Source organism: Bradyrhizobium sp. WSM1743 (genome assembly GCF_000473065.1).
Classification (GTDB): Bacteria; Pseudomonadota; Alphaproteobacteria; order Rhizobiales; family Xanthobacteraceae; genus Bradyrhizobium.
Genome location: NZ_AXAZ01000014.1, coordinates 129,877 through 155,965 on the forward strand (window position 1 = coordinate 129,877; position 26,089 = coordinate 155,965).

The 26,089-nt window shown below is 63.9% G+C and carries 26 protein-coding genes and 1 tRNA gene; 11 read left to right on the forward strand and 16 right to left on the reverse strand.

The annotated features are described in order from the left end of the window. Window positions 1-184 precede the first annotated feature (184 nt). The 5 genes from YU9_RS0112050 (at window position 185) to YU9_RS0112070 (ending at window position 6,089) form a co-directional block, all read left to right on the forward strand. The gene (locus YU9_RS0112050) at window positions 185-901 is read left to right on the forward strand and encodes a prolipoprotein diacylglyceryl transferase family protein (protein ID WP_027573065.1); all 717 of its coding nucleotides are present in this window, start codon (window positions 185-187) and stop codon (window positions 899-901) included. Further along, window positions 882-2,312 carry a radical SAM protein gene (locus YU9_RS0112055; RefSeq protein ID WP_027573066.1) on the forward strand — a complete coding sequence of 477 codons (1,431 nt, stop codon included), beginning with the start codon at window positions 882-884 and terminating at the stop codon, window positions 2,310-2,312. The genes YU9_RS0112050 and YU9_RS0112055 overlap by 20 nt, the downstream gene beginning before the upstream one ends. Then, on the forward strand, window positions 2,309-2,602 hold the full coding sequence (locus tag YU9_RS0112060) for a hypothetical protein (protein WP_027573067.1): 294 nt from the start codon (window positions 2,309-2,311) through the stop codon (window positions 2,600-2,602). The genes YU9_RS0112055 and YU9_RS0112060 overlap by 4 nt, the downstream gene beginning before the upstream one ends. 239 nt (window positions 2,603-2,841) lie before the next feature. Next, window positions 2,842-4,668 (forward strand): translational GTPase TypA, encoded by a 1,827-nt coding sequence (gene typA / locus YU9_RS0112065; protein ID WP_027573068.1) that lies wholly within the window; start codon window positions 2,842-2,844, stop codon window positions 4,666-4,668. A 173-nt stretch (window positions 4,669-4,841) separates the two neighbouring features. Beyond that, window positions 4,842-6,089: an NAD(P)/FAD-dependent oxidoreductase gene (locus YU9_RS0112070; protein ID WP_027573069.1), complete on the forward strand. Its 1,248-nt coding sequence runs from the start codon at window positions 4,842-4,844 to the stop codon at window positions 6,087-6,089. 33 nt (window positions 6,090-6,122) lie between these two features. On the opposite strand, the gene YU9_RS0112075 is transcribed toward YU9_RS0112070, so the two are convergent. From YU9_RS0112075 to YU9_RS0112090, 4 genes are read right to left on the reverse strand one after another with little or no spacing between them, the layout of a single operon-like run. After that, window positions 6,123-6,530, reverse strand: a complete 408-nt coding sequence (locus YU9_RS0112075; RefSeq protein ID WP_027573070.1) for a thiol-disulfide oxidoreductase DCC family protein — start codon at window positions 6,528-6,530, stop codon at window positions 6,123-6,125. After that, entirely contained in the window at window positions 6,530-7,843 is a 1,314-nt protein-coding gene (locus tag YU9_RS0112080; protein WP_027573071.1) for an SDR family oxidoreductase, read from the reverse strand. Before YU9_RS0112080 ends, YU9_RS0112075 begins: the two co-directional genes overlap by 1 nt. 8 nt (window positions 7,844-7,851) lie before the next feature. After that, window positions 7,852-8,319 carry a DUF2269 domain-containing protein gene (locus YU9_RS0112085; protein WP_027573072.1) on the reverse strand — a complete coding sequence of 156 codons (468 nt, stop codon included), beginning with the start codon at window positions 8,317-8,319 and terminating at the stop codon, window positions 7,852-7,854. Then, complete coding sequence (locus YU9_RS0112090; protein WP_027573073.1) at window positions 8,316-9,215, reverse strand: S9 family peptidase; 900 nt, start codon at window positions 9,213-9,215, stop codon at window positions 8,316-8,318. Before YU9_RS0112090 ends, YU9_RS0112085 begins: the two co-directional genes overlap by 4 nt. A gap of 267 nt (window positions 9,216-9,482) precedes the next feature. Here YU9_RS0112090 and YU9_RS0112095 point away from each other — a divergent pair, with 267 nt between their 5' ends. Next, on the forward strand, window positions 9,483-9,992 hold the full coding sequence (locus tag YU9_RS0112095) for a GNAT family N-acetyltransferase (RefSeq protein WP_008136728.1): 510 nt from the start codon (window positions 9,483-9,485) through the stop codon (window positions 9,990-9,992). Window positions 9,993-10,170: 178 nt separating this feature from the next. Then, complete coding sequence (gene ppa / locus YU9_RS0112100) at window positions 10,171-10,707, forward strand: inorganic diphosphatase (RefSeq protein ID WP_027573074.1); 537 nt, start codon at window positions 10,171-10,173, stop codon at window positions 10,705-10,707. Between the two features lie 109 nt (window positions 10,708-10,816). Here ppa and folD read toward each other — a convergent pair whose 3' ends face one another. From folD to YU9_RS0112115, 3 genes are read right to left on the reverse strand one after another with little or no spacing between them, the layout of a single operon-like run. Further along, entirely contained in the window at window positions 10,817-11,701 is an 885-nt protein-coding gene (gene folD, locus YU9_RS0112105; protein ID WP_027573075.1) for a bifunctional methylenetetrahydrofolate dehydrogenase/methenyltetrahydrofolate cyclohydrolase FolD, read from the reverse strand. Window positions 11,702-11,711: 10 nt separating this feature from the next. Continuing rightward, a complete protein-coding gene (locus tag YU9_RS0112110) occupies window positions 11,712-12,056 on the reverse strand; it encodes a DUF167 domain-containing protein (RefSeq protein ID WP_027573076.1) in 345 nt (114 codons plus the stop codon). A 15-nt stretch (window positions 12,057-12,071) separates the two neighbouring features. Further along, the gene (locus YU9_RS0112115; RefSeq protein WP_018645113.1) at window positions 12,072-12,362 is read right to left on the reverse strand and encodes a YggT family protein; all 291 of its coding nucleotides are present in this window, start codon (window positions 12,360-12,362) and stop codon (window positions 12,072-12,074) included. A gap of 204 nt (window positions 12,363-12,566) precedes the next feature. On the opposite strand from YU9_RS0112115, the gene YU9_RS0112120 reads away from it, so the two are divergent. Continuing rightward, window positions 12,567-12,642, forward strand: a tRNA-Ala gene (locus YU9_RS0112120). 102 nt (window positions 12,643-12,744) lie between these two features. On the opposite strand, the gene YU9_RS0112125 is transcribed toward YU9_RS0112120, so the two are convergent. The 7 genes from YU9_RS0112125 to YU9_RS0112155 form a co-directional block, all read right to left on the reverse strand. After that, on the reverse strand, window positions 12,745-13,557 hold the full coding sequence (locus YU9_RS0112125; protein ID WP_027573077.1) for an enoyl-CoA hydratase: 813 nt from the start codon (window positions 13,555-13,557) through the stop codon (window positions 12,745-12,747). Between the two features lie 125 nt (window positions 13,558-13,682). Next, entirely contained in the window at window positions 13,683-14,477 is a 795-nt protein-coding gene (locus tag YU9_RS0112130; RefSeq protein WP_027573078.1) for a glutamine amidotransferase, read from the reverse strand. Window positions 14,478-14,606: 129 nt separating this feature from the next. Beyond that, window positions 14,607-15,386 (reverse strand): SDR family oxidoreductase, encoded by a 780-nt coding sequence (locus tag YU9_RS0112135; RefSeq protein WP_027573079.1) that lies wholly within the window; start codon window positions 15,384-15,386, stop codon window positions 14,607-14,609. Window positions 15,387-15,610: 224 nt separating this feature from the next. Continuing rightward, the gene (locus YU9_RS0112140; RefSeq protein WP_027573080.1) at window positions 15,611-16,099 is read right to left on the reverse strand and encodes a TerB family tellurite resistance protein; all 489 of its coding nucleotides are present in this window, start codon (window positions 16,097-16,099) and stop codon (window positions 15,611-15,613) included. A gap of 251 nt (window positions 16,100-16,350) precedes the next feature. Then, the gene (locus YU9_RS0112145; RefSeq protein WP_027573081.1) at window positions 16,351-17,760 is read right to left on the reverse strand and encodes an adenylate/guanylate cyclase domain-containing protein; all 1,410 of its coding nucleotides are present in this window, start codon (window positions 17,758-17,760) and stop codon (window positions 16,351-16,353) included. Between the two features lie 50 nt (window positions 17,761-17,810). Continuing rightward, window positions 17,811-19,181 (reverse strand): cytochrome P450, encoded by a 1,371-nt coding sequence (locus YU9_RS0112150; protein WP_027573082.1) that lies wholly within the window; start codon window positions 19,179-19,181, stop codon window positions 17,811-17,813. Window positions 19,182-19,216: 35 nt separating this feature from the next. Further along, window positions 19,217-20,590: a hypothetical protein gene (locus YU9_RS0112155; protein ID WP_027573083.1), complete on the reverse strand. Its 1,374-nt coding sequence runs from the start codon at window positions 20,588-20,590 to the stop codon at window positions 19,217-19,219. Window positions 20,591-20,726: 136 nt separating this feature from the next. On the opposite strand from YU9_RS0112155, the gene YU9_RS0112160 reads away from it, so the two are divergent. Then, window positions 20,727-22,415 (forward strand): MFS transporter, encoded by a 1,689-nt coding sequence (locus YU9_RS0112160; RefSeq protein ID WP_027573084.1) that lies wholly within the window; start codon window positions 20,727-20,729, stop codon window positions 22,413-22,415. A gap of 103 nt (window positions 22,416-22,518) precedes the next feature. Here YU9_RS0112160 and YU9_RS0112165 read toward each other — a convergent pair whose 3' ends face one another. After that, on the reverse strand, window positions 22,519-22,734 hold the full coding sequence (locus tag YU9_RS0112165; protein WP_027573085.1) for a hypothetical protein: 216 nt from the start codon (window positions 22,732-22,734) through the stop codon (window positions 22,519-22,521). Between the two features lie 184 nt (window positions 22,735-22,918). Then, complete coding sequence (locus YU9_RS0112170; protein ID WP_027573086.1) at window positions 22,919-23,227, reverse strand: hypothetical protein; 309 nt, start codon at window positions 23,225-23,227, stop codon at window positions 22,919-22,921. 252 nt (window positions 23,228-23,479) lie between these two features. Here YU9_RS0112170 and YU9_RS0112175 point away from each other — a divergent pair, with 252 nt between their 5' ends. Both YU9_RS0112175 and YU9_RS0112185 read left to right on the forward strand, forming a co-directional pair. Then, window positions 23,480-24,535 carry a polysaccharide deacetylase family protein gene (locus YU9_RS0112175; RefSeq protein ID WP_027573087.1) on the forward strand — a complete coding sequence of 352 codons (1,056 nt, stop codon included), beginning with the start codon at window positions 23,480-23,482 and terminating at the stop codon, window positions 24,533-24,535. 417 nt (window positions 24,536-24,952) lie between these two features. Next, on the forward strand, window positions 24,953-26,089 hold a 1,137-nt coding region (locus tag YU9_RS0112185), incomplete at its 3' end, for an integrase core domain-containing protein (protein ID WP_036017248.1).

Genomic DNA, 26,089 nt, shown 5'->3' on the forward strand with positions numbered 1-26,089 from the left:
CCTGTGGGAGAAGGTGGCGCGAAGCGCCGGATGAGGGGTTCTATCCACGGTTTCGTCTGTCGAGAGAGATCCCTCACCCAGTGAGCTTGTGGCTGATGGCGGAGCTGCCCTCTCCCACAAGGGGGAGAGGGCGCAGTAATGCGCGTCGCGGTGTTTTGAACGTGACCGTGCTATGATCGCCCCCATGGGCGGGGCTTTGCTTCACACTCTCTTCGACATCGCGGCGTGGCTGGCGGCGGCGGCGGCGCTGTCCTGGTTGTCGTGGCGAGGCTTGCGGTTTCCGGCGCAATCCTTCGAGCTGCCCTATATCGCCGCGCTGGTGTTCGGCGCGGGCATCGGCGCCTATCTGTTCGGCTCCGCCAATCTGTGGTGGTCGGGCCAGAGCGGCATTGCGCGCTCGGTCGAGGGCGCGCTGGCCGGCGGCATCGTGGCGATCGAGCTCTACAAATGGTCCGCAGGGATCACGGTACGAACCGGCGCGCGCTTTGCGCTGCCGCTGGCCGTCGGCATCGCGATCGGCCGGCTCGGCTGCTACTTCTCGGGCCTCGACGACTTCACCTATGGCACGCCAACAGCGTTGCCTTTCGGCCATGATTTCGGCGACGGCGTTCTACGCCATCCCGTGCAGCTCTACGAAAGTGCAGCGATGGGCTTATTCGCGCTTGTCTATGTGGTGGCGGTCTTGAACCGGAACGCGTTCACGATCACCAATGGTTTCTATCTGGTGCTCGCCTATTACGGAGCGCAACGCTTCCTGTGGGAATTCCTCAAGCCTAATGGCACGCTGATCGGCCCCTTCACCCTATTTCACCTGCTGTCGCTGTCCATCCTGCTCTACGCCGCAATCATGCTGGCGACAGCGCCCAAAGCGAGACCCATACATGAACGCGCCGTTGCGTAAGTCGCGTCCCTACTTCTTCTGGGGTCAGACCCAATCCCTCTGCGAGACTTGTCTGAAGCTGGTGCCGACCAAGATCCAGATCCAGGACAACGAGGTCTGGTACGAAAAGCGCTGCAGGGAGCACGGCGTTCAGTCGACGCTGGTCTCGACGGATGCCGCCTATTGGCGCCTGTGCAAGGACTTCATCAAGCCCGGCGATCGCCCGCTGCAATTCCAGCAGCGCACCGAATTCGGCTGCCCCTATGATTGCGGCCTCTGTCCCGACCACGAGCAGCATTCCTGCCTGGCGCTGATCGAGATCACCGAGCACTGCAACCTCACCTGCCCGGTCTGCTTCGCCGAGTCCGCGCCGACACGAACGAAGTTCACCCCGCTCGCGACGGTGGAGAAGATGCTCGACGCGCTGGTCGCGAGCGAGGGCGAGCCCGACCTTGTGCAGATTTCCGGCGGCGAGCCGACGCTGCATCCGGATTTCTTCGAGATTCTCGACGCCGTGCGCGCCCGCCCGATTCGCCACGTCATGATCAACACCAACGGCCTGCGCATCGCCCGCGACAAGGATTTCGTGGCGCGGCTCGCCGAGAACAAGCGCGGGCTGGAGGTCTATCTCCAGTTCGATTCGCTTCAGCGCGATGCGCTGATCAACCTGCGTGGCGCTGATTTGCGAAAAACTCGCCAGCAAGCGCTGGAGAATCTCGAGCATTTTGGCGTATCGATCACGCTGGTCGCGACCATCAAGCGCGGCGTCAACGATGCCGAGATCGGCGACATCGTGCGCCACGCGCTCACCTGGAAATGCGTGCGCGGCGTCACCTTGCAACCGGTGCAGGATGCCGGCCGCAACGAGAATTTCGACAAGATTACCGACCGCATCATGCTGTCGGAGATCCGCAAGCGCGTGATCGAGACCGGCGTGTTCGGTGACAAGGACATGATCCCGCTGCCCTGCAATCCCGAAAGCATCTCGATCGGATATGGCCTGCGCAATGGCGAGAAGGTGCTGCCGTTGACCTCACTGATCCCGCAGGAGCAGCTCGTCGCCGTGATGCCCAACACGATCAGCCCGGAGAAATATCCGGTGCTGCGGGAAAAGTTCGTCGACCTATTCTCGCTGTCGTCGGGGCCGCTGAACACCTCCGAGCGCGTCTGCGAATTGCTGTGCTGCCTGCCGAGCTTCGAGGTGCCGCAGGGACTGACCTACGAGAACGTCTTCCGCGTCACCATCGTGCAGTTTCTCGACCGCTTCAATTTCTGCATCGGCAACGTCAAGCGCAGCTGCATCCATTTCGTGACCGAGCAGGGCGCGATCATTCCGTTCGACACCTACAATCTGTTCTACCGCAATGGACAGATCGATGGCATCCGGGCCGAATTGGCGGCGCAGTCGAGCGAAAGAGTCTTGCAGGCATGAGCAGCAGCGACACACCTCCGCCGGCGCCCCTATCTCCGCCGCCTCCGCCGATGCAAAAACGCAGCGGCTGCCTGACCGCGCTGATGGCGATCTTCGGGATCTTCATGCTGCTGCCGGGTCTCTGCGCGCTGCTATTCGGCGGAATGTCGGTGGTCGAGGACGGGCGCATCGGCGCCGACATGGCACCGCTGGTCTTTCTGGGCGTGGTCATCGGCATCGGAGGGGTCGTTCTGATCTGGGCGGCGATCAAGGGGCGAAAGGCCCCCGCCGATCCAGGAACCCAGCCTTAAGCTCCGGAAATTCCCGGACAAAATTCAGTCAACCAACGGCCAAAGAACACATTGTTTTTTGGCCGTTTTTGCATATATTGCGGCGCAACGCGCAGGGCGCCCGGTCTGATATGGCCGGGCTTCCTTTTTGGGCGCAAAGCGCCCTGTTTCCAGTCTTCCAGCGTTGTTTCGAGAAGAGGTCCCGGTCTGACCGGCGAGATCGCGCTTAACCCATTGTTCGACCGCAAAGAAGCTCACTCATGAATCTTCGTAACGTCGCCATCATCGCCCACGTCGACCACGGCAAGACCACCCTGGTCGACCGTCTCCTGCAGCAATCCGGCACGTTCCGCGAGAACCAGAAGGTGACCGAACGCGCCATGGACTCCAACGACCTGGAGCGCGAGCGCGGCATCACCATTCTGGCCAAGGCGGCCTCGGTGCAGTGGAAGGACACCCGGGTCAACATCGTCGACACCCCCGGCCACGCCGATTTCGGCGGCGAGGTCGAGCGCATCCTGAACATGGTGGACGGCGCCCTGGTGCTGGTCGACGCCGCCGAAGGCCCGCTGCCGCAGACCAAGTTCGTGGTCTCCAAGGCGCTGAAGGTCGGCCTCAAGCCGATCGTCGTCATCAACAAGGTCGACCGCCCCGACGCGCGCCCGACCGAAGTGATCAACGAGGTGTTCGACCTGTTCGCGGCGTTAGATGCCAGCGAGGAGCAGCTCGACTTCCCGATTCTTTATGGATCAGCCAAGCAGGGCTGGATGGCCGAGAGCCCCGAGGGTCCGAAGGACAAGGGCATGGAGCCGCTGTTCGACCTGATCCTGCGCCACGTCGCGCCGCCGAAGGTCGAGGAAGGTCCGTTCAAGATGATCGGCACCATCCTGGAAGCCAACCCCTATCTCGGCCGCATCATCACCGGCCGCATCTCGTCAGGCGTGCTGAAGCCGAACCAGCAGGTCAAGGTGCTCAACGCCGACGGCAAGCTGGTCGAGTCCGGTCGTATCACCAAGATCCTGGCGTTCCGCGGCCTCGAGCGCACCCCGCTCGATGAAGCCGAAGCCGGCGACATCGTCGCCATCGCTGGCCTTACCAAGGGCACCGTCGCCGACACCTTCTGCGACCCGACCGTCGAAGTGCCGCTGCCGGCGCAGCCGATCGATCCGCCGACGGTGTCGATGTCGTTCATCGTCAACAACTCCCCGCTCGCCGGCACCGAAGGCGATAAGGTGACGAGCCGCATGATCCGCGACCGTCTGTTGCGCGAGGCCGAGGGCAATGTCGCGCTGCGCGTCGTCGAATCCGCCGACAAGGACGCGATGGAAGTGTCGGGCCGCGGCGAACTCCAGCTCGCGATCCTGATCGAGACCATGCGCCGCGAAGGCTTCGAGCTCTCGGTGTCGCGCCCGCGCGTCGTGTTCCAGAAGGACGAGGCCACCGGCGCCACCATGGAGCCGATCGAGGAAGTCGTGATCGACGTCGACGAGGAGCATTCCGGCGTCGTCGTGCAGAAGATGAGCGAGCGCAAGTCCGAGCTGATCGAGATGAAGCCGTCCGGCGGCAACCGTCAGCGCCTGGTGTTCTACGCGCCGACCCGCGGCCTGATCGGCTATCAGGGTGAGCTGCTCACCGACACCCGCGGCACCGCGATCATGAACCGCCTGTTCCACGGCTACGCACCGTACAAGGGCGAGATCCAGGGCCGCCGCAACGGCGTCTTGATCTCCAACGATCAGGGCGAGGCGGTGGCCTACGCCATGTTCAAGCTGGAAGACCGCGGTCCGATGATGATCGAGCCGGGCTGGAAGGTCTACAAGGGCATGATCGTCGGCGAGCACACCCGCGACAACGATCTCGAGATCAACGTGCTCAAGGGCAAGCAGCTCACCAACATCCGCACGACCTCGAAGGACGAAGCCGTGCGCCTGACCCCGCCGATCCGCATGACGCTGGAAAAGGCGCTCGCCTATATCGAGGACGACGAGCTCGTCGAGGTTACCCCGAAGTCGATCCGCCTGCGCAAGAAGCATCTCGACCCGAACGAGCGCAAGCGCGCGGAAAAGGCCAAGGAAGCGGTGGCGTAAGGCCGCCGCTCTCTCGCTGTCATTCCCCGCGAAAGTGGGGAATCCAGTACGCCGCGGCTTCTCGGCTCTACAACAATCGTCTCTGGAATACTGGATCGCCCGGTCAAGCCGGGCGACGACAGTTGTGCGCGGGGCGGCTTTAGCGCGTATCACAGACGTGCTAGAGCCCGGCCATGACATCCCTCCCCTCCTCCGTCGACGTCGCGATCATCGGCGCCGGTGCAGCCGGCCTTGGCGCAGCGCATGCGCTGGCAGGCTCCGGCCTCTCCGTGATCGTGCTGGAGGCACGTAACAGGCTCGGCGGCCGGGCCTGGACCGTGCAGGCCTCGCCTGAGGTGACGTTCGACGTGGGCTGCGGCTGGCTGCATTCGGCCGACAAGAACTCTTTCGTGCCGATCGCACGGCAACTCGGTTTCGAGCTCAACAAGGACCTGCCGCCCTGGCGCGAGCGCGCCTATGGCAATGCCTTTCCGCAAAGCGAGCGCGACGATTTCATGCGCGCGATGGACGCGTTCTATGAGCGCCTGTGGGAAGCGGCGCAAAAGGGCAAGGACGAACCCGCGAGCTTGAGCCTGGAAGTGGGCAATCGCTGGAATCCGATGATCGATGCGATCTCGACCTATATCAATGGCTGCGAGCTGAGGGACATATCCACGCTGGACTGGGACGCCTATGAGGACACGAACCTCAACTGGCGCGTCCGTCGCGGCTATGGCGCGCTGATTGCGGCCTATGGCGCGCCCTGCCCGGTGACGCTGAACTGCAACGTCACGCTGATCGACCATTCCGACAAGCGCATCCGCATCGCGACGTCGCGGGGCACGCTGACCGCAGACAGGGTGATCGTCACCGTGCCGACCGATCTGATCGCCGATGAGACGATCCGCTTCTCGCCGCCGCTCCCCGCCAAGGTCGACGCCGCGGCCGGCCTGCCGCTCGGCGTGGACGACAAGGTGACACTGGCGCTTAGCGACGCCGAGGCCTTCCCCAGGGAAGGCAACCTGCGCGGCGCCACCATGCGCACCGAGATGGGCACCTACCACATCCGTCCATTCGGCCAACCCTGCATCGAGGGCTTCTTCGGCGGCAGCTTTGCCCGCGAGCTGGAAGACGCCGGCGACGGCGCCATCGCCGCGCACAGCATCGAGGAGATAGCGGGTTTTCTCGGCAATGATGTCAGGCGCAAGCTGAAGCCGCTGTATGAATCGCGCTGGGCCCGCGATCCGTTTGCGCGAGGGTCCTATTCGCATGCGCTGCCGGGGCATGCGGGGGATCGCGCGGTGCTGGCTGCACCGATGGATGGCCGCCTGTTCTTTGCGGGCGAGGCCACGTCGCCGATCTTCTTCACGACGGCGCATGGGGCGCGGGACAGCGGCGAGCGGGCGGCGCAGGAAGTGCTGGCGGCTTTGGGCAAGCCGTAGCCACACACTCCGTCGTTGCGCGCAAATGACGGGCTACTCAATCACCCGCGCCCGCAAATCAGCATCCGGCACGAAGCAGGCGTCGTACTTGCCGAAGATGCGATAGCGATTGCGCGCGATGAGGCTGTACACGGAATCCCGTAGCGGCTTCGGTACCGCGAATAGTACGCGCACCCAGCTCCAGCCGGGAAGCTGCGACAGCACGGTCAGTGCAGCGTCAGACTTCATGAAGATCTCGCCGCCGTGGAGGACCGCATTCGTGTCAGGATCAGCCGGATCGATGCCGAACGTTCGCGCCAATCGCGCCCCGTAATCCGACTGAATCGGCGTGAAGCGAAACCGCTTCCCCGTGTCGCGCCTGGCGACGAAGCGGACCCAACGCGAGCAGAAGATGCAGACGCCGTCGAACAGGATCACGTCATCGTCGGGCCATTTTGGCATCAGCGATTGTCCAGCATCAGGAGCGCGACCACCATCAAGACGATCGCCGGCCCCGTTTTCACCAGCGCACCGAGCGGTTCGATCCAGAGGTCGGGCGTCAGGATCGCCGCGCCCATCATATAGCCGAGCGAGGCGGTGATGCTCGCAACCAGCCCGATCATCGCTGTACGGCGGAAGGCGATCAGCACGCCGATGCTCATGTCCATCAGGCTGGTGCCGATGGTGATGGGATCGACCAGCGCGGGCGGAAAATCATGCGCGCTGAGGATGCCGGCGGCGGCGCGATAGGATACGAACAGCGCGATGAAGCCGGAGACGATCCAGAATGCGACCAGGCTCGCGAGGATCAGCGCCTTGACCAGAAACAGGCGCGCGAACCATTTGTCCTGGATGGTGGCGGGGTGGGATCCGATAGCCAGCGTCTTCGGCGCGATGCCCGTCGCGGCGATCCAAGCTGACGGATCGCCTGTCACGCCGCGACGGAGCTCGGCAATGGCGGTGGAGCGCATCGGCGGTATCCAGCCGAGGTAACTGGCAAAGTCGCCGAGTTTCGCGCCGAGATCGAGCATGAAGCGCGGCATCGCGATGCGCGGCCAGCCGGCCGTGCCGAACGCATGGCGAAACCGCTTGATGACACCGGCCATGGTGACCGGCTCGGCCTGCATCAGGTCCCAGCTCACTGCCTTCACGGAGGCGTCGTCGACATCGCGTGCGGCGAGCCAGGCGATGGTCGCCGAAATATCCTCGATCGCGACGGGTTGGAATGGCGTTGCCATTTCCTTGGCCGGCAAATCGACCGGGAAGGCAGCAAGCGCGCGGAGCATGGCGCTGCCGCCATAGGCTGACGGCGCGACCACGAAGCCGGGCCGCAGGATGGCATGGGGAATGCCGCTAGTCCCGATCAGGCGTTCGGCCTCACGCTTGGTCGTGGCGAAGGCGGTGCGATCGGATTCTGCAATTCCGGGAATCGAGATGTGCACCAGCCGGATTGCGCGACCGCTGCCGCCGATCGCCTGAAGCAGCCGCGCGACGAAATCACGATGTACCGCGCTCGTGTTGCTGCCGGGGCCATCCTGGAGCACGCCGAGGCAGTTCACGACGATGCTCACCGCATGGTCGCTGAGGAGACGCGTCAGCGCGGCCGTATCGAGGATGAGCATCGGCAATTCGATATCCAGCGCACTCATTGTCTGCGCCGGCGACAGGCTGCGCGCTACGCCGACGACGCGAAACCCCTGCGCGCGCAGATCGTCGGTGACGAAGCGGCCGATCAGTCCGGAGGCGCCGAGCACCAAAATGGTTCGCTCACTCATCGCTTCTCTCAGAACGGTTTTGCGATCATCAGCCAGAGGATTAGCATAGTCGCCCCGAAGCCGGGGAAGCCGAACGCGAACCAGCGGCGGAACAGGACGAAATAGCGCTGTGGGAGCGCACTGCGCTGCGCGGCGGCCTTGCGCGCGAGATCGCGCATCTCGATCTGCATGAAGACAACGGGAATCCAGAACAAGCCGGCAAAGACGTAGAGCGCGAGCGAGGCGAGCAGCCAGCGTTCGGTGATCGACGTCGCCGACAGCATCATCAGCAGGCCGCCGCTGACCGGCTGGAGGATCACCGCCAACAGTGTGAAAAGTGCATCCGCAATCACCACCACAGAAGCGGTACGCGCGATGAACTCCGGATCCTGCGTGCGATGCGCCATCAGCATGAAGAAAGCGATGCCGGTCCCGGTGCCGAGAATGACGATGGCGCCGAGCACATGGATAAATTTGACCAGGAAATACAGCGTCATGGCTTCTTGGTCGCCACAGGCCTATGCGGGTTCAGTGCGCGCGCGAGCTCGCCGCTTGCGGCTTTGACGCCGGCTTCGGTTTCGATCATCCAGTGGCCCTCGCTGCCGACAGCCGGCAGCGAGCGAAACTCGACCTTGCCGCCACTGCCGCGAAACGCATCGACGAGTTTTTGCGAAAATGCTGGGGCGAAATAGCTGTCATTGACCGCAACGAGCCACGTGACGGGGATGCGCGCCGCCTTGCCGAAGTCCGCTGCCGCGGCAAGCAGCGTATGCGGCGCGCAGATTCGGTTCGGCTCATCATTGGCATGGCCACCGCGCCCCGGCGCAAACACTGTGATCGCGGAGATCACCTTGGGATCGGCATTGGCGAGCGCCAGCGCACCCCATCCGCCGGCGGAATGGCCGATCACGACCGCGGCATCCTTGCGGACGAAATCCTGCTTTTGCAGATAGTCCAGCGCGCGCGAAATTGCATCGGCCGTGGCGCGGCCCGAGCGTGCGTAGTCGGCCTCGTCGCAGCCGCCCTGATCCTCGATATAGCGGCCGCCGGTCGCACCATGGCCGGGCCGCTCCGGCACCAGCACGGCAAAGCCACGCGCGACGAGATCAGCGGCAAGCGGGCGGTATTCCGGCTGCGGCATTTGCGCCCGACGCAACGCGTTCTGCGTCGAGGCGTGCGCGATCACCGCTAGCCGGAACGGACCTGGACCCGGAGGGCGAAACAGCAGGGCATGCGCAGCAAGGTCGGTATCCGGCGAAGGCACAAGCCACTCTTGCCGACGAAACGGTTCGCCCTCCTCTCCCGATGGGCCGAGCGTGACCTGAGCGCACAGAGGTGGCGCAGTCAGCAAAGCCAGCAGAGGCAGAAGTGCGATGGTGTTGAGGAGCCGCATGAATTGCAAAGGGCGAGCGCGAACAGCGACAGCCAGATTAGTAGGAACGAATCATTATCGACCGACTTTCTGCGTTGCCACCTGCCGTTCCCTCGTTGCCGCACCGTAGTTTTGCACCGACGCATAGCCCGCGATTGCCGTCGGACGTGGCGGCCTGTCCTCTTTCGGTACAACACTGCCATAATACTGATGCAGAAAGTCCACAGGTTAACCGATAATTAACGATAGGTCTTGCCGCCGGCGCGGCGACTTGATTTGATCGCGTCCATGAGCACAACCCTGATCGAGGTCCGGCCGGCCAAAGCTGCAGATGCAACTGCGGTGGCATCGACCCATGACGAAGCCTGGCGTTCGGCCTATCAGGGCATCATTCCCGGCGCCGAGCTGGAGAAGCTGATCAACCGCCGCGGTCCGCAGTGGTGGGACAGCGCGATCCGCAAGGGCAGCCGTGTCAGCGTGCTGGTGTTCGGCGACAAGATCGCGGGCTATGCCAATTACGGCCGCAACCGCGCCCGCAGCCTGCATTTCGACGGCGAGATCTACGAGCTGTACCTGCGCCCCGAGTTTCAGGGGCTGGGCTTCGGCCGCCGCCTGTTCGCCGCCGCCCGCCGCGACCTCATGCAGAGCGGGCTGAAGAGCATGGTGGTGTGGGCGCTCTCGGACAACGACCCGGCGACCGAGTTCTACCGTGCCCTGGGCGGCCGCATGGTGGCACGCTCGTCGGAGCGGTTCGGGCCGAAATCGCTCGACAAAGTTGCCTTCGCCTGGACCAATTGAGCTGCTGAAACCCTCCCCGGCAGCGTTTCCCGCCCGTCGATACCGTCGCCTTCAGAGCCGGTGATCGCCGGATTCATTATTTCACAAAAACGCGATGGATCAGCGGGCCAAGCCCGCGTATGACAGCGCCAAAATCGCTGCCGGGCGCGATTTATCCTCGGCAACAACGGAGTCTTGAATGCGTATCGATGCGGTCTCGATCGGAAAAAACGTACCCCACGACGTCAACGTCATCATCGAGGTCCCGGTGGGCGGCGAACCGATCAAGTACGAGATGGACAAGGAGGCCGGCACGCTGGTTGTCGACCGCTTCCTCTACACGCCGATGCGTTACCCCGGTAACTACGGATTCATCCCGCACACGCTGTCCGATGATGGCGATCCCTGCGACGTCCTGATCATCAACACCCGCGCCATCATCCCCGGCGCCGTCATGAGCGTGCGCCCGGTCGGCGTGCTGTTCATGGAAGACGAAGCCGGCGGCGACGAGAAGATCCTGGCGGTGCCGTCGTCCAAGCTCACGCAGCGCTACGACAAGGTGAAGAGCTATTCCGACCTGCCGGACATCACGCTGCAGCAGATCCAGCACTTCTTCGAGCACTACAAGGATCTCGAAAAGGGCAAGTGGGTGAAGATTTTGCGCTGGGGCGGCCCGGAGGAAGCGCACAAGCTGATCCTCGAAGGCATCGAGCGCGAGAAGAAGAAGAAGGGCTAGTTGTCGTTCCGGGGCGCCTCGAAGAGGCGAACTCGGAACCTCGAGATTCTCAGGTGCGCAGTTGCGCACCAGAGTTCGATGCTGCGCATCGCCCCGCAATGACGAACAGCTACACCGCCGGCTTCGCCAGCCCGGCGATCGCGCAGGCCGCGCGCAGCGTGTTCACCAGCAGACACGCCACCGTCATCTGGCCGACACCGCCCGGCACCGGCGTGATTACACCGGCAACGCCAAGCGCTTCCTGATAGGCGACGTCGCCGACGAGGCGCGTCTTGCCGTCTTCTCTCGGGATGCGGTTGATGCCGACATCGATCACGGTTGCACCCGGCTTCAGCCAGTCGCCGCGCACCATCTCTGGTCTACCCACCGCGGCATAGACGAGGTCCGCCTTCTTCACGAGGCCGGGTAGATCGCGCGAGCGCGAGTGCGCGATCGTGACCGTGGCGTTCTCGTTCAACAGCAGCTGCACCAGCGGGCGGCCGACCAGGTTGGAGCGGCCGATCACGATGGCATTCATGCCTTCGAGCGAGGCGTGCACGCTCTTGGTCAGGATGATGCAGCCGAGCGGCGTGCAGGGCGACAGCGCCTCGAAGCCGCCGGCGAGCCGGCCCGCATTGTTCGGATGCAGCCCGTCGACGTCCTTGGCGGGATCGATGGCGTTGATGACGGCTTCGGTGTTCAGCCCCTTCGGCAGCGGCAACTGCACCAGAATGCCATGCACGGCCGGATCGCGGTTGAGCTTTGCGACCAGCGCCAGCAGATCTGCTTGCGAGACGTCGGCCGGCAGCTTGTGCTCGAACGAGGCCATGCCGGCCGCTTGGGTCTGGGTATGCTTGGAGCGGACATAGACCTCGCTGGCGGGGTCGTTGCCGACCAGGACGACCGCAAGGCCCGGCACCAGATTGTGCTCGCGCTTGACGCGGGCGACCTCCTCGGTGACGCGAGCCCGGAGGTCCGCGGCAATGACTTTTCCATCGATGATCTCAGCGGTCATGTCCGTTCTCTCAGTCTATCGATTTGGCCGATGTGAGCTCGCGCAGGGTTTCGCCGAGCCGCGCCGGGTCGCCGTCGATCGCGATCTGCTTCAGCCGCGAGGTGGCTCCGGATAGCAGCTTTACACTGCTCTTGGGAACGCCGAGCGATTTCGCCAGCAGCACCAGAACGGCCTTGTTGGCCTCGCCGCCATCGGCGATGGCGCGCACCCGCACCTTGAGCACGCTGCGGCCGTCCGAGAGTTGCTCGATCCCGTCGATGTCGTCGCGGCCGCCGCGCGGCGTCACCCGCAGCGCGACGCTGATTCCTGCGGCCGAGTAACGCCAGGGTTCCCTAGAAGCTTCTTTCGCAACCAAGGCGCTCCAGCCCGCTCAGATCACGTTCGGGTAGATGTAGTACAGGATCACCCGCTCGATGAACATGATGATCAGGATCAGGATGATCGGCGAGATGTCGAGACCGCCGAGACTGGGCAGGAAATTGCGAATCGGCGCCAGCAGAGGCTCCGTGATCCGGTACAGGAACTCCGCCACTGCCGATACGAACTGGTTGCGGGTGTTCACCACGTTGAAAGCGATCAGCCAGGACAGGATCGCGGAGGCGATCAGCAGCCAGACGTAGAGGTCGAGCACAATGATGACGATGTCGAGAACGGCACGCATGGCTTTTGAGGCCTCTTGGCTTTTTGAAAATTCTGGCTACGGTCGGATTGACGCCCGTTGCTAGATATCGGTTCCCCCCCGCCCAAACAAGGGAAGTCGGCGCCTCCATGGCTAAAACCGGGTTACACGCGTCCTTGACTTGACCTTGGCGGGGACTTAAATGGCGCCCGGTTGTCGGCCGCATTCACCAGAGCGGCCAGCAAAGGGGCCATAGCTCAGCTGGGAGAGCGCGTCGTTCGCAATGACGAGGTCGGCGGTTCGATCCCGCCTGGCTCCACCAGCCTTCGCAGGCTGCGCCTGCTTCGGCTCGGCAAGCCGCTTCGTAGCGAAGGCTGCCGCGCCATAGCCCGAAGGGCGACGGCGGGCTCCCTCCGATCTCCCCCTACCTCCCCGTAAACCTTGGCGGCCGCTTCTCCATGAAGCTCGCCACACCCTCCCGGAAATCACTCCCGTTCAGCGCCACCATCATCTCCCTGTTGGCCTCGATCGTGGCCTCGGCCAGCGTCTGGAACGGCACCTCGTAGAGCTGGCGCTTGATCACGGCCATCGCGCTCGGCGAGACGAAATCGGCGAGGTCGCGCGCATAAGCATAAGTCTCTTCGCGCAGCTTCTCGGGTGGACAGAGCCGGTTGACCAGCCCGATCCGCAACGCCTCCTCGCTCGACACGCGCCTCGCCGAGAGCAACAGATCGAGCGCATTGGCGTGGCCGACGATGCGCGGCAGCATCCAGCTGATGCCATGCTCGGCGATCAGACCGCGCCGCGCGAAGGCCGTGGTGAACACGGTGTTGTCGGCGGCAAAGCGCAGGTCGCAATAAAGCGCGTGCACGAGTCCGATTCCAGCGGTGGCGCCATTCAGCATGGCGATGACCGGCTTCTTGATCGAGGGATAGTAGCCGTAGCGCGTCTGCCAATCCGGCCGGCGATTCATGTCGAACGGCGGCAGGTTCGATGCGCGCCTGACGTCATCGGGGTCGAGGGCCTTCAGTGCATCCATGTCGGCGCCGGCACAGAAGGCGCGGCCCGCGCCGGTGAGGACAATGACGCGGACATTGTCATCGGCGTTTGACGCCTCCATCGCGTGACGCACGTCGCGCTCCATGATCGGCGTCCACGCATTCATGCGATCCGGGCGGTTCAGCGTGATGGTCGCGATCTTGTCGCTCACCTCATAGAGAATGTGTTCGTAGCCCATGACGCTCTCCCTGGTTTGCCGGCGCAATTTCGCGCGCGCTCGTTGGCAGCGAGCCTAGCATATCCAGGGAAGAGGCAAGGACTTGCGCCAAGGATCTGCGCCAAGGACCTCGCGCGAAGGCGCGATCACTCGGCCGCTTGCGCCAGCACCGGCCGGCGCGCCAGCCATCCGTCGATGAAATGATCGAGCCAGGCGCGCTCGGCGACATCGTAGACGGCACGATCCGCGAAGTGATGGTGCCGCTGCCGCGCACCGGGCGCGCTGAAGCCGTCATAGCCGCGCGTGGTCCAGCGATGCATCATCGCATAGGTCACATCGGGGTGAAACTGTACGCCGAAAGCATTGCCGGCACGGAACGCCTGCACCGGAAAATCATCGCCTTCCGCCAGCAGCTCGGTGCCTACCGGCAGCTCAAATCCCTCGCGATGCCAGTGATAGACCTGCGCCGGCCAATGCGGGCAGAGCGCATGGCCCGCAGCGGTCGGCCTGATCGGGTAATAGCCGATCTGGGTCAGCGCCTGCGGATGCGGCGCGACGCGGGCCCCAAGCTGCATTGCCAGCATCTGCGCACCTAAGCAGATGCCGAGGAACGGCCGCTGCTCGCGGAGCGGAATTTCGATCCACTCGATCTCGCGGCGGATGTACTCGTCGGAATCATTGGCGCTCATCGGACCGCCGAAGATCACGGCGCCGGCATGCCGATCGAGCGTCTTGGGCAGGGGATCGCCGAAGCGGGGACGGCGGATGTCGAGGCGATGGCCGAGCGCGCGCAGCGCATTGCCGACGCGGCCCGGTGTCGAGCATTCCTGATGCAGGACGATCAGAACCGGCAGCCGGGTCTCAGAGGCGGCGGCGCTCGGCGCCCTCCGTGGGAAGGGCACCACCTCTGCGCCACCAAACCTGTCCGTCCGGAACGACATGGCCTCTGCGAGTGCTATCGGTTCAGACCGCCAGCATAGCTAATCGATGGTTAACATCGCGTGAGTTTGCGCACACACGCCCCGATCTTGAAGCAAGCTCCGGGCCACTACGGACGCGCGGGGCGTTCTTCAGCGCCTCTGCCTCTGAAACCGGCTGGTGGCTGCCAGGATGAAGCCGCGCGGGAAGAAACGCAGCGCGAACGGCACAAATTTGATGCCGAGACCAGGCAGCACTGCCCGTTTGTTGGCCCTTAGGCCACGATACGCCTCTCGTGCAACTTCGGCGGCAGAGACGTTGAGAACGGCCGTATCATGTTGCGATCCAACGCCGGCGCGCGCCTGGAATTCCGTGGGCACCGGACCCGGGCAGAGCACGGTGACGCGGACGCCGCGCGGTGCAAGCTCCGCCCGCAACGCCTCGGTAAGGGAAATCACATAGGCCTTGGATGCGTAATACACGGCCATGCCGGGTCCGGGCAGAAAGCCGGCGACCGAGCCGACATTGAGAAGACCGCCCTTGTTCCTGATGAGCTGATCGGCAAAGCGCAGCGACAGATCCGTCAGAGCGCGGACGTTGACGTCGACGATGCCGAGCTGCTCGATGCGATCGTGCTCGATCGCATCGCCGAACACACCGAAGCCGGCATTGTTGACGAGATGGTCGAGCTCGACACCTTCGGCCGCGAGCGCTGCCGCGATTGTCGCGCCGGCATCCGCGTCCTCGAGATCGCAGGCGATCACGATCGGCTTCTTGCCGCCCTTGGCAGCGAGCTCATTGGCGAGCGCTTCGAGCCGATCCGCTCGTCTCGCGGTCAATGCGAGGCGATGTCCATTGGCGGCAAACACACGCGCCAGCTCCATCCCGATGCCCGCCGAGGCACCAGTAATCAGCGTCACCCGCTCAGCCACGATCGACGTCTCTTGAAATCAAGTATTTTGGCCCCGCAACGGAGGAACGAGAGCATAGGCCGAACGCAGGAGGCAAGCGGCACTGGCAGCATGGCCGCTTGAGCAGAACGACAGGCAGTGCTGAAAGACCGTTGATTTACAGGCGAATTCGGCGCAGGTAGCGAATAAATTAAAGTTTCGTCATGTATGCGCGCGCACGCCGCGTGTCGCCGAGTCCAGCGCCGTCAGCCGCCGACAGCGCTATCCTTGACTTGGCCACCGACACGCTCTGCAACTGCGTGCTTCAGCTCGATCCGGTCGCGCTGGGATATCCCGAGCAGGTCGGAAGCACGCCAGACGACGTTGTCCTCGAACTCGCTGACCTGACCGTCGGCATAGACCAGCTCCCACATCATCTGCACGATGCGCTTGCGGCCCTCTTCGTCGAGCGAGCGCATGATGACGCTGGTGAAATGATAGAGGTCCACCGCCTCGCCCTCGACCTCCGTCGCATCGACGATCAGGCGGTCCGCGGTACCGCGGTCGAGCCCGAAATGGCTTTCGATCAGGCTATGCAGCTTGCGCTTCTCGGCTGCGCTCGGCTGGCCGTCGAGCGAGACCACATGAACCAGCAGCGCGGTCGCGGCCAGCCGATAATCGCTGTCGCCGAATGCGCGGTCCTGAGCTTGGGGACCGACAATGTCGGCGATGAATTGGCGCAAGCCGTCGAGCATGAGATCCTACCGAGATCGATGACGCCGCGAGGAGCGCGGCCGTTACCAGCCTTATATGAGCGGGAAACTCAAGCGGCGCAACGTGCGTCAGTTCCGCGCGTTGCATTACGTTTCGGCAATCTGGGTTGCCTCCTCCCCCTCCACAACGTCATTGCGAGCGCAGCGAAGCAATCCAGAATCTTTCCGCAGAGATTTTGGATTGCTTCGTCGCAAGGGCTCCTCGCAATGACGGAGAGTGTGGCGCCCGTCCCTCACGGTATCTCGTACACCACCATCTTGTCGGCGATGCCACGCAGCGCGGCCTGTTTCTGGATCGGCTTGATCTCGCGCTGCTGGAGGATTTCGGCGACGGCCGGCGCATCCGCCACCGGGCCGGTGATGTGAATCTCCCGCGCGGTCGACAGGCTCTGCACGCGGGCGGCGATGTTGACCGTCTGGCCGAAATAATCCTGCCGCTCGTTGAGCATCACCGCGAGGCAGGGACCTTCATGGATGCCGATCTTGAGAATGAGATCGTTGGCGCCGCGCTGCTTGTTCAATTCGTCCATGGCTGCACGCATGCGCAGCCCCGCGGTGATGGCGTGCTCGGGTCTGACGAAAGTCGCCATGACGGCATCGCCGATCGTCTTCACGACTGCACCCTTCTCGGCAGCGATGATCTCCAACAGCGCACGAAAATGCGCGCGCACAAGATCGAACGCAGTGAGATCGCCGACGCGCTCGTACAGGGCCGTCGATCCCTTCAGGTCGGTGAACAGGAAGGTCAGGGACGTGATCTTCAATCGCTGGTCGACATTGAGATTGTCGGCCTTGAAGACATCGCGGAACGTCTGATTGGACAGCATCCGCTTGGCGGTCAGGATTGGCTTGCGTTTGCCGATCATCTCATGCAGCGCGTCGGCAGCAATCCAGACCGAGGGCAACACGCGACCGCCCGATTGGTTCTCGAGCGTAAGCCGCAACGGCCCGGGGCGCATCACCGTGGTCCCCGTAGGCGCCTCCAGCTTGTTGAACATGATCGAAAGCTGCTGGCGTTCACTCGTCGCCTCACCCTGGACGTCGAGGAAATGGGCAGAATGAGTGACCGGCTCGAACACGATAATGAACTGGCTGGGCAAGTTCAGCGAGAGGATTGCCTTCTCGCCGGCAGGCAATTCGAGTGCCTCGAGCGTCACCTCGTTGATCAGGCGCGAAAAGGTTTCATCGTTGATGTCGACGCCTGAACTCCAGAACATCTGCCGCACATATTCCCAGATCGGCAGCGTCTCGGGATCGTGAGCACCGATGCGGCGAACCCGCGGACTGACGGTGAAGGCCACCTCGACCATCTCATCGACGGACGCCTCGTATCCGGCTGCACAGAGCGCGCAGTTGTAGTCTTCGTGCTTCAACGATTTCAGCGTTGCGTGTGCGCCCAAGACCCCTCCGCAGCCAGGACACAGCACGTTCCAGCTCATGTCGAACAGGCCGAGCCGCGAGGCATGCAGGAATCCGGAAATGACCTTCTCCTGGTCGAGCCCGGTGCGATCGGCAAAATCCAGCACATTGATGCGGTTAAGGTCGCGATCCTGGCCGTGGGCGATCAGCTGCGCGATCGCATCGACCACCTTGGCGTCGGCGGTCTGCTTCAGAACGGAGAACTGGGCCTGGATGTCACTCATGGCGGGGCTCTATCTAGGGTGGATCGCGCCATCGGCCAGACGGGCGCCTGTCACCGACGCGTGATGCGGAACATGGGTGAATGGTCCGGCTGGGTGGTGACGACGCCATGCGGGATCACGGGAGCCGCCTGATCGGCAAGCGCGACACGGAAGGCACCGATCAGCCGGGCCAGAGCCAGCACGGATTCAGCTTGGGCAAACGGCGCACCGATGCAGACGCGCGGACCTGCGCCGAACGGCAGATAGGCGAAGCGGTCGGGCGGCTCTTTCGCCAGGAAGCGCTTTGGAATGAACGCGTTCGGCTGATCCCACAGCTTCTCGTGCCGGTGCAGCAGCCAGGGCGCGATCATGATGATGTTGCCCTTGCCGATCTCGACGCCGGCCGCATTGTCCTTGTCGCGCGCGGCCCGCGCGACCAGGAACGCGGGCGGATAGAGCCGCATGGTCTCCTCGATCACGGCGCGGGTGAATTTCTGGCGATCGATGTCGGCGATGCTGTCGAGATGCTCGCCGCGGGTCTCGGACGCCACCTCCTCCTGCGTGTCGGGATCGAGCGCGAGCAGATAGAGCGCCCAGAACAGCGCAGTCGCCGTGGTCTCATGACCCGCCAGGATCATGGTCGCGACCTCGTCGATGAGCTGCTCGTCCGAGAAACCCTTGCCCGTTTCGGGGTCGCGTGCCTCGTCCATGAGATCGAACAGGTCGCGCGGCGGCGCGCCGTCCTTCTTGCCGGCCGAACGCCGTTCGGCGATCAGCATGGCAACGAACTCGGTCCAGCGCTTGCGGAAACGGGCGCGGGCAAGATCCATCGGGCTTGGCCAGGACACCGGCAGCACCATGTCGAGGAAATAGGGCCGCCCCAACCGCGCGGCATATTCCATGATGAAGTTGCGCAATGTCGCGCCGTGCCGGTCCATGCCGAACGAGAACATCGTGCGCCCGGCAATCTCGAGCGTCATGCGCTGCATGACCTCGCGCAGGTCGACGTCTTCACCCGCGCGCGCGTCGAGCTTTGCGATGGTCTCGTCGAGCACCGCGGTCATGTGCGGAACGAGATTTGCGGTGGCCCGCGGCGTGAAGGCCGGCGCGAGCGTGCGGCGCTGAAAAGTCCAGGAATGACCTTCCGCGATTAGAAGCCCTTCGCCGAGCACGGGGCGCAGCATGCGGATGCCGGCCGGCGTGCGCGTGTAGTTCTCGTAATTGTTGAGCAGAACGTGCCGGATCGCATCTGGCTGGTTCAGGATAAAACTGTTGCGGAAAAAGAAGCGGCCCGGGATGACGTCTTCCTCATAGGCGCGCTGTCCCCAGGTCGCGATCATGTTCTGCCGGATCACCGCGAGCCGGGCGAAGAATGACATGTCGTCAGGCGCACGCGGGGGAGCCGGAGGGATGATGGGCCGACGCACGCTGGCGATATTCATGGCTCCCTCCCGCAAGATGTGACGCAGGCAAATAGCTAGTAAGTCAGCTCGGCAATCGCAATCCGCTTCTCGGAAGCAGGCCAGACGCGTGCCACGATCCGTTCTTCGCCGAATTGGGCCACGATGTTACGCCCGACCTCGCTGGCCGGAAGCCGCAGTGTTGCTGTCGCATCCGTGGGCACGCCCGGCTTGACGTCGGCCGGCTCCTTGCCGTCGAACAGCACCACGTCCCGCGGCAGTCCGAAATAGCCGCGCGGCCGCGACATGATCACGACGGCGCCGGCGTCCTTGTCCGCCGGCCCGAGCGGGCGCGCGGGCCGGAGGTGCACGACTTCGGACGAGCGCGGGAAGGGCGAACGATAGATGTGCGTGGTCGGCGCATCCGGCGCCGCCAGCACGAATTCGAGCGACCAGGACGGTTCGACCTGCGCCGGCCCCCAGCGGCCGTCCGAGCCGGTCTTTGAGCTGTGCAGCGCACCAGCCTTGCGCTCACCGGTATCAGGATCGACGCGAAATATCTCGACGGTTGCACCTGCGACCGGGCGGTTGGTCGACACACCGCCGGGCGTGCCGGTGACCAGGCCGCTCAGCCGGACACTCTGCTCCGGCACGATGGCAATGCGCGTGGGCTCGCGTCCGGCGATGAATTTGTAGATCTCGCGGAAGGCACGCGGGTGAAATGCCACCTCGCGATGGTCGAGCGCGCCGAGCACGAGATTGGTGGCACCCTTCAGCTCCGGCCCCTCGGCAGTGACATTGGTCGGCGTGTCAGGCTTGCCGATGAAGCGGCCGTCGGGTTGGGCATATTTGTCCAGGCCGTCGCTGCGCAGCGTGAGGAAGGCGATGCCCGGCGTCACCTCGCTCTCGCCTTCGTTCAGGCCGCGCAGGAACGCGCCGCGGCCGTTGAACTCGTTGTTGGGCTGGTCGTCGGTCGCGAACACGCCGTGATTGGGCGTGCCGCACAGCACGGCGTGGCTGACATCGCCGACGCCGCCATTCTTGATGACATTGCGAATGGCGTAGCCGCCGCGCGAGCTGCCGACCAGCGCCACGCGAGGCGCGCCGGTGCGGCGCTTCAGCTCGGCGATGGCGGCGGTGAGCTCGCGGCGCTGGTCCTCGGTCGAGGAGCGGCCCGCCTGCTCGACCTTGTCGTCGCTGCGCGCCAAGGGATCGGTGAAATTGATCGCCATCATGCGCTCGCGCGCGATGCCGTTGGACTCCATCCGCCACAAGGTAGTCATCCAGAGCGCATCGTAATCGCCATTGCCGTGGACGAAGAGGATCGGCGGCACCTCCGTGCTCGGTGTGGCCGCTGGTGCGGTCTGCGCGATCGCACCCGTCCGCAAGCTCGCAATTGCGAAAGGCAAGCTGCCAACGCCCTGCAAAACCGTCCGTCGTGACAGCTTCATCTGTTCCTCCCCGGCAAACCGCCTCTTTGCACCGCTTATAGCGGCCTAACCACTGGACAGCGAAGGACTTTCGCGGGCATCACTGAATCTGCCGGAATCACCACGACCGCTTCTGCCATCCGATATGGAAGGGGGTATGACCGAGCAGCCGAACCGCCAAAACATGACCGCCGACGGCATCACTGCGCCGCTGCGGTACACCGTGTTCCGGCGGATCTGGCTCGCCAGCCTGCTCTCCAATCTCGGCCTCCTGATCCAGGGCGTGGGCGCCGCCTGGGCGATGACGCAGATGGCGGCCTCGGCAGACAAGGTGGCGCTGGTGCAGACCGCGCTTATGCTGCCGATCATGCTGATCTCGATGCCCGCCGGTGCCATCGCCGACATGTATGACCGCCGCATCGTCAGCGTGGTTTCGCTGTCGATCGCGCTGATCGGCGCAACCGCGCTCACCGTATTGGCCGGATTCAACCTGATCACCCCCGAATTGCTGCTCGCCTTCTGCTTCGTGGTCGGGAGCGGCAATGCGCTGTTCGGCCCGGCCTGGCAATCTTCGGTCAGCGAGCAGGTGCCGCCCGAGGCATTGGCGTCCGCGGTGGCGCTGAACGGCATCAGCTACAACATCGCGCGCAGCTTCGGCCCCGCGGTCGGCGGCGTCATCGTCGCTGCGCTCGGTGCAGTGGCCGCGTTTGCCTGCAATGCGATCCTCTATCTGCCGCTGCTGGTGGTGCTGCTGCTCTGGCGCCGCAGCACCGAGCCCTCGCGCCTGCCGCGGGAAAAGCTCAACCGCGCCATGGTCTCGGGCGTGCGTTACATCACCAATTCACCGCCGATCAAGATCGTGCTGCTGCGCACGCTGGTGATGGGCCTGATCGGCGGTGCCATCATGGCGCTGATGCCGCTGGTCGCGCGTGACCTGCTGCGTGGCGGCGCGCAGACCTACGGCATCATGCTGGGCGCCTTCGGCATGGGCGCGGTGATCGGCGCGCTCAACATCCACGAACTGCGCAAGCGCATGAGCGGCGAGGCTGCGATCCGCGCCTGCACCATCTCGATGGCGTTCGCGATGGCTGCGCTTGCCCTGAGCACGGAGCCGGTGCTGACGGCAACCGCGCTGGTCTTGGCCGGCGCGGTCTGGATGGCTGCGATCGCGCTGTTCAACATCGGCGTGCAGCTCTCGGCACCGCGCTGGGTGGCGGGCCGCTCGCTGGCGGCGTTCCAGGCCTCGATTTCCGGCGGGATCGCGATCGGCGCCTGGGGCTGGGGCCATCTCACCGACTATGCCGGCGTCGAGGTCGCGCTGCTGACGGCCTCAGGCCTGATGCTGATCTCGCCGCTGCTCGGCATCTGGCTTGCGATGCCGCGCGTCGGCGCCCGTAACGAGGATGCGGACGTGTTGGCCGATCCCGAGGTGAAGCTGTCACTGACGGGGCGTAGCGGGCCCCTGGTGGTCGAGATCGAATACCGGGTCGCGCAAGAGAACGCACGCGCCTTCCACAACGTGATGCAGGACGTGCAGCTCTCCCGCCAGCGCAACGGCGCCTATGGCTGGTCGATCGCGCGTGACATCGCCGACCCTGAATTGTGGACCGAGCGCTATCACTGCCCGACCTGGTTTGACTACTTACGTCAGCGCAACCGCTCGACCCAGTCAGAACGCGCGCTGCATCAGCAGGCGATCGACTTCCACATCGGCCCCGAGCCGGTGCGGATCCGCCGCATGCTGGAGCGCCCGTTCGGCTCGGTGCGCTGGAAAGACGACACGCCGGACCGCGCAAGCGCAGAGGTGTTGCCGGTGGTCGCGACCGCGGCGGGGAGCAGCACGTAGGTTTTCTTCGTAGCCCGGATGGAGCGCAGCGCAATCCGGGGCAGTCTCACCCTGGAAACAGAATCCCGGACTACGCTTCGTTCCATCCGGGCTACGCAAACCACTACTGCCCGTGATCCGTCAGCACCTTGTCACAGCCTTTGCTCAGCCGGGTGCGATTCTGCTTCAGGCAAGCGAGCACGGCGCTATCGCCATTGCTCATCACGGCACGGCAAAACCGCGAGACGTCGCGCGCGCAGGCGTCGTGGCCGGGCTGCTGCTGCGCTGACGCGCCCGATGCGCACAGGAGCAAAGGAATCAAGAAAAGAAATCTGGCCATCGCGTAATGCCTCGTAGCGCAAAAGAATGTGCGGGCGAGGCTAGTGCGACGGTCCGGAGGCTGCAACGGCTTTGTTGCCGAACAGGACGAATGTCGCGGGGCCCCGGCTTGACGTCGGGAGCACATCGCAAGGGGAGCTGACTGACGCAACGATCTCGGTTGCGCGTTGCTTACTGCTTGTCTCTTACTGGTTATCCTGGGCGTCCGCGACCTTGCGTGAGGCGCCCTTGGCGAGATCCTTGTCCATCACCGCGCGGCAGCCGGCGCTCAAGTCAGAGCGATGCTTGATCATGCACGCCGTGATCTTCGGGATATTGGGGATCTCCGCCGAGCAGAGGCGGAAGGCATCGCCCGTGCACATCTGCTGCGCCTCGGCCGAGAAGGCGAAGCTCGCGCTCGTCGAAGCGATCGAGACGATGGCGGCAAAGCCCAGCGCCAGGCTGGTGTCGCGGATCTTGCTACTCAAGGACTTGGCAGTAAACGACTTGGCCATTTGAAGCTCCCATTGGCGCCGTCGCAACGGCGCCCGTTGTTGATGGGAACTACGATGCTCCAGCAAATCCGTTTCCACTGTGATGACGCTCACGGAGGCCAATCCTCTGTGATCCCGGTCACTTTGGCGCACCCCGCTGAAATTCCTCCGCATCCGCTGTCGTGTTGGTGTCACGTTAACTCTTACTTCGCATTAATGGCTCGTCGCGCGGGAAATTCCGCCGGTTTGGTTGCGTAATTGGAAAGAGTAGCGATGCGTAATGCGTTGGGCCTGATGCTGGCCAGTGTAGTTGCCGCGGTCGTGATCGCCGCCGGCGGTTGGTTTTATTATTCCGCGCGCGCCGATCAGGGCGCTCCCAAGACAGTTGCCGCCCGTGCTGCCGACCCATTGCCGGCACAGGCGAAGCTTGCCGCCAAAGACGACGTCGAGACCACCGCGGCGATCGCGGCCAAGCCGGCCGCAGCGGCTCCGGCACCTGCGCCAGCTCCTGTCATGCCGATGCAGCCGAAACAGGCCTGCGCCAATCCCAACGCGTTGGGTGTGTCCCGCGTCGTCGAGATCGACACGACCGGCGGCCCGGGCTTCGGCTTCGAGCATTTCAAGCAGTTCGACTTCCTGACCGAGAAGGAGGTCGTGCTGACCTTCGACGACGGTCCTTGGCCGGTCAATACGCCCGCCGTGCTGAAGGCGCTCGCGGATGAATGCACCAAGGGCCTGTTCTTCTCGGTCGGCAAGCACGCGACCTACCATCCGGAGATCCTGCGCCAGGTGCTGGCCCAGGGCCACACCGTCGGCACGCACACCTGGTCGCATGTCAACCTCAACAGCAAGAAGATGACCGAGCAGCAGGTCAAGGACGAGGTCGAGAAGGGCTTTAGCGCGGTGCGGTTCGCGCTCGGCACCAACCCGGCGCCGTTCTTCCGCTTCCCGCAGCTCCAGCACAATCCGGCGATGGTGACCTATTTCGGCACCCGCAACGTCGCGATGTTCTCGACCGACATCGACTCCTTCGACTTCAGGAAGGGCGCCACGCCCGAGAAGATCGTCGAGACCGTGATGACCAGGCTCGACAAGCTCGGCAAGGGCATCATCCTGATGCACGACTTCCAGAAGCACACCGGCGAAGCCATGCCGGCGCTGCTGGCGCGGCTCAAGGCCGGTGGTTACAAGGTCGTGCAGATGAAGGCGAAGACGACCTTCCAGACGCTGCCGGAATATGACGAGGCGCTGCTGAAGGAGCTGAAGGTGCCGACCGCAGGCACGAACGCTCGCCCGATCTCGAGTGTGGTGCAGACGGTCTCGCAGTAGGCGCGATCATCCACACAGATAGCTTCAACTTGCGTCATGGCCGGGCTCGTCCCGGCCATCCACGTTCTTGGGCACTCGTCAACAAACGTGGATGCCCGGGACAAGCCCGGGCATGACGGCGAGAGCGGAGTATGCAGCTCCCTTACCAATAGATGCCGTGGCGATGCAGCTCGCCGACGATGCGGCGCTCAGTCCGGCTGCGCGCGTGCTTAGGCTTGTCTGCGCTTGCCGTGGTCCTAGTGGGAGACTTGGTCGTCGTGACCGGCGCTGAGGCGGTCGTGGCTGCAGCGGAAACGATCACCGCAGCAGGCGCAGAAGCCGAGATCGCCGGCGGGCCTGAGCGGCCCGAGACATAGGTGACAGAACGTACCGGACACATGGGTTACACTTTCCGCTTTTGTTCTGCGGGAGGTGTGGATGCCGTGGAAAGTGAGTTCGGTAATGGAAGAGCGCCTGCGCTTTGTCGCCCGGCTTCTGGATGGGGAAGCCATGACCGAGGTCTGCCGCGAGTTCGGCATCTCCCGCAAGACCGGCTATAAGATTTTCGACCGCTACAAGGAGCAAGGGCTTGGGGCGTTGAGCGACCGCTCCAGGCGGCCCATACGCTATGCCAATCAGCTCCCGCAACAGGTCGAGACCCTGATTGTCCAGCTCAAGGCCGAGAAGCCGCACTGGGGCGCCCGCAAGATCCGCGAACTGCTGGTACGCCGGCTCGATGGCGACATCAGGGTTCCCGCCAAAAGCACCATTCATGCGGTGCTCGACCGCCACGGTCTGGTCAAGCGCAGCGGCGGGCCGCGCCACCATGCGCAGGGCACGCCGCTGTCGCAGGGCACGCTCCCCAATGATCTGTGGTGCGCCGACTTCAAGGGCGAGTTCAAGCTCGGCAATGGCCGATACTGCTATCCACTGACCGTTACCGACCATGCCTCGCGCTTTCTGCTGCTCTGCGAAGCGCTGGACTCAACGCGCGAAGACGCTGCCCTCACAGCCTTTGAGCAGCTGTTCCGCGAGCGCGGCCTGCCGTTTGCCATCCGCTCCGACAATGGCGTCCCCTTTGCCAGTCCCAATGCTTTGTTCAATCTCTCGAAGCTGTCAGTGTGGTGGCTCCGGCTCGGCATTGCGATCGAGCGCATTAAGCCAGGCCATCCGCAGCAGAACGGCCGTCATGAGCGCATGCATCTCACGCTCAAAAGGGAAGCCACCAGACCGCCGGGGTTCAACAGCCTCCAGCAGCAGGATCGCTTTGATAGCTTCCGGCACGAGTTCAATGAGGAACGCCCTCACGAAGCTCTCGATATGAAGCGTCCCGCAGACCTCTACACAGCTTCAGCACGCCGCTACGATGGCCTGCCCGAACTGACCTATCCCTTCCACGATCGAGACGTCGTCATCACATCCTGTGGGCGCCTTTGCCTGCACCGCAAGAAAATCAATATCTCCGTCGTGCTGGCCGGCCAAAAGCTCGGCATCAAGGAGGTCGACGACGGCATTTGGCTCGTCAGCTTCATGCACTACGATCTGGGCTACTTCGACCTGGAGCAAAAGACCTTG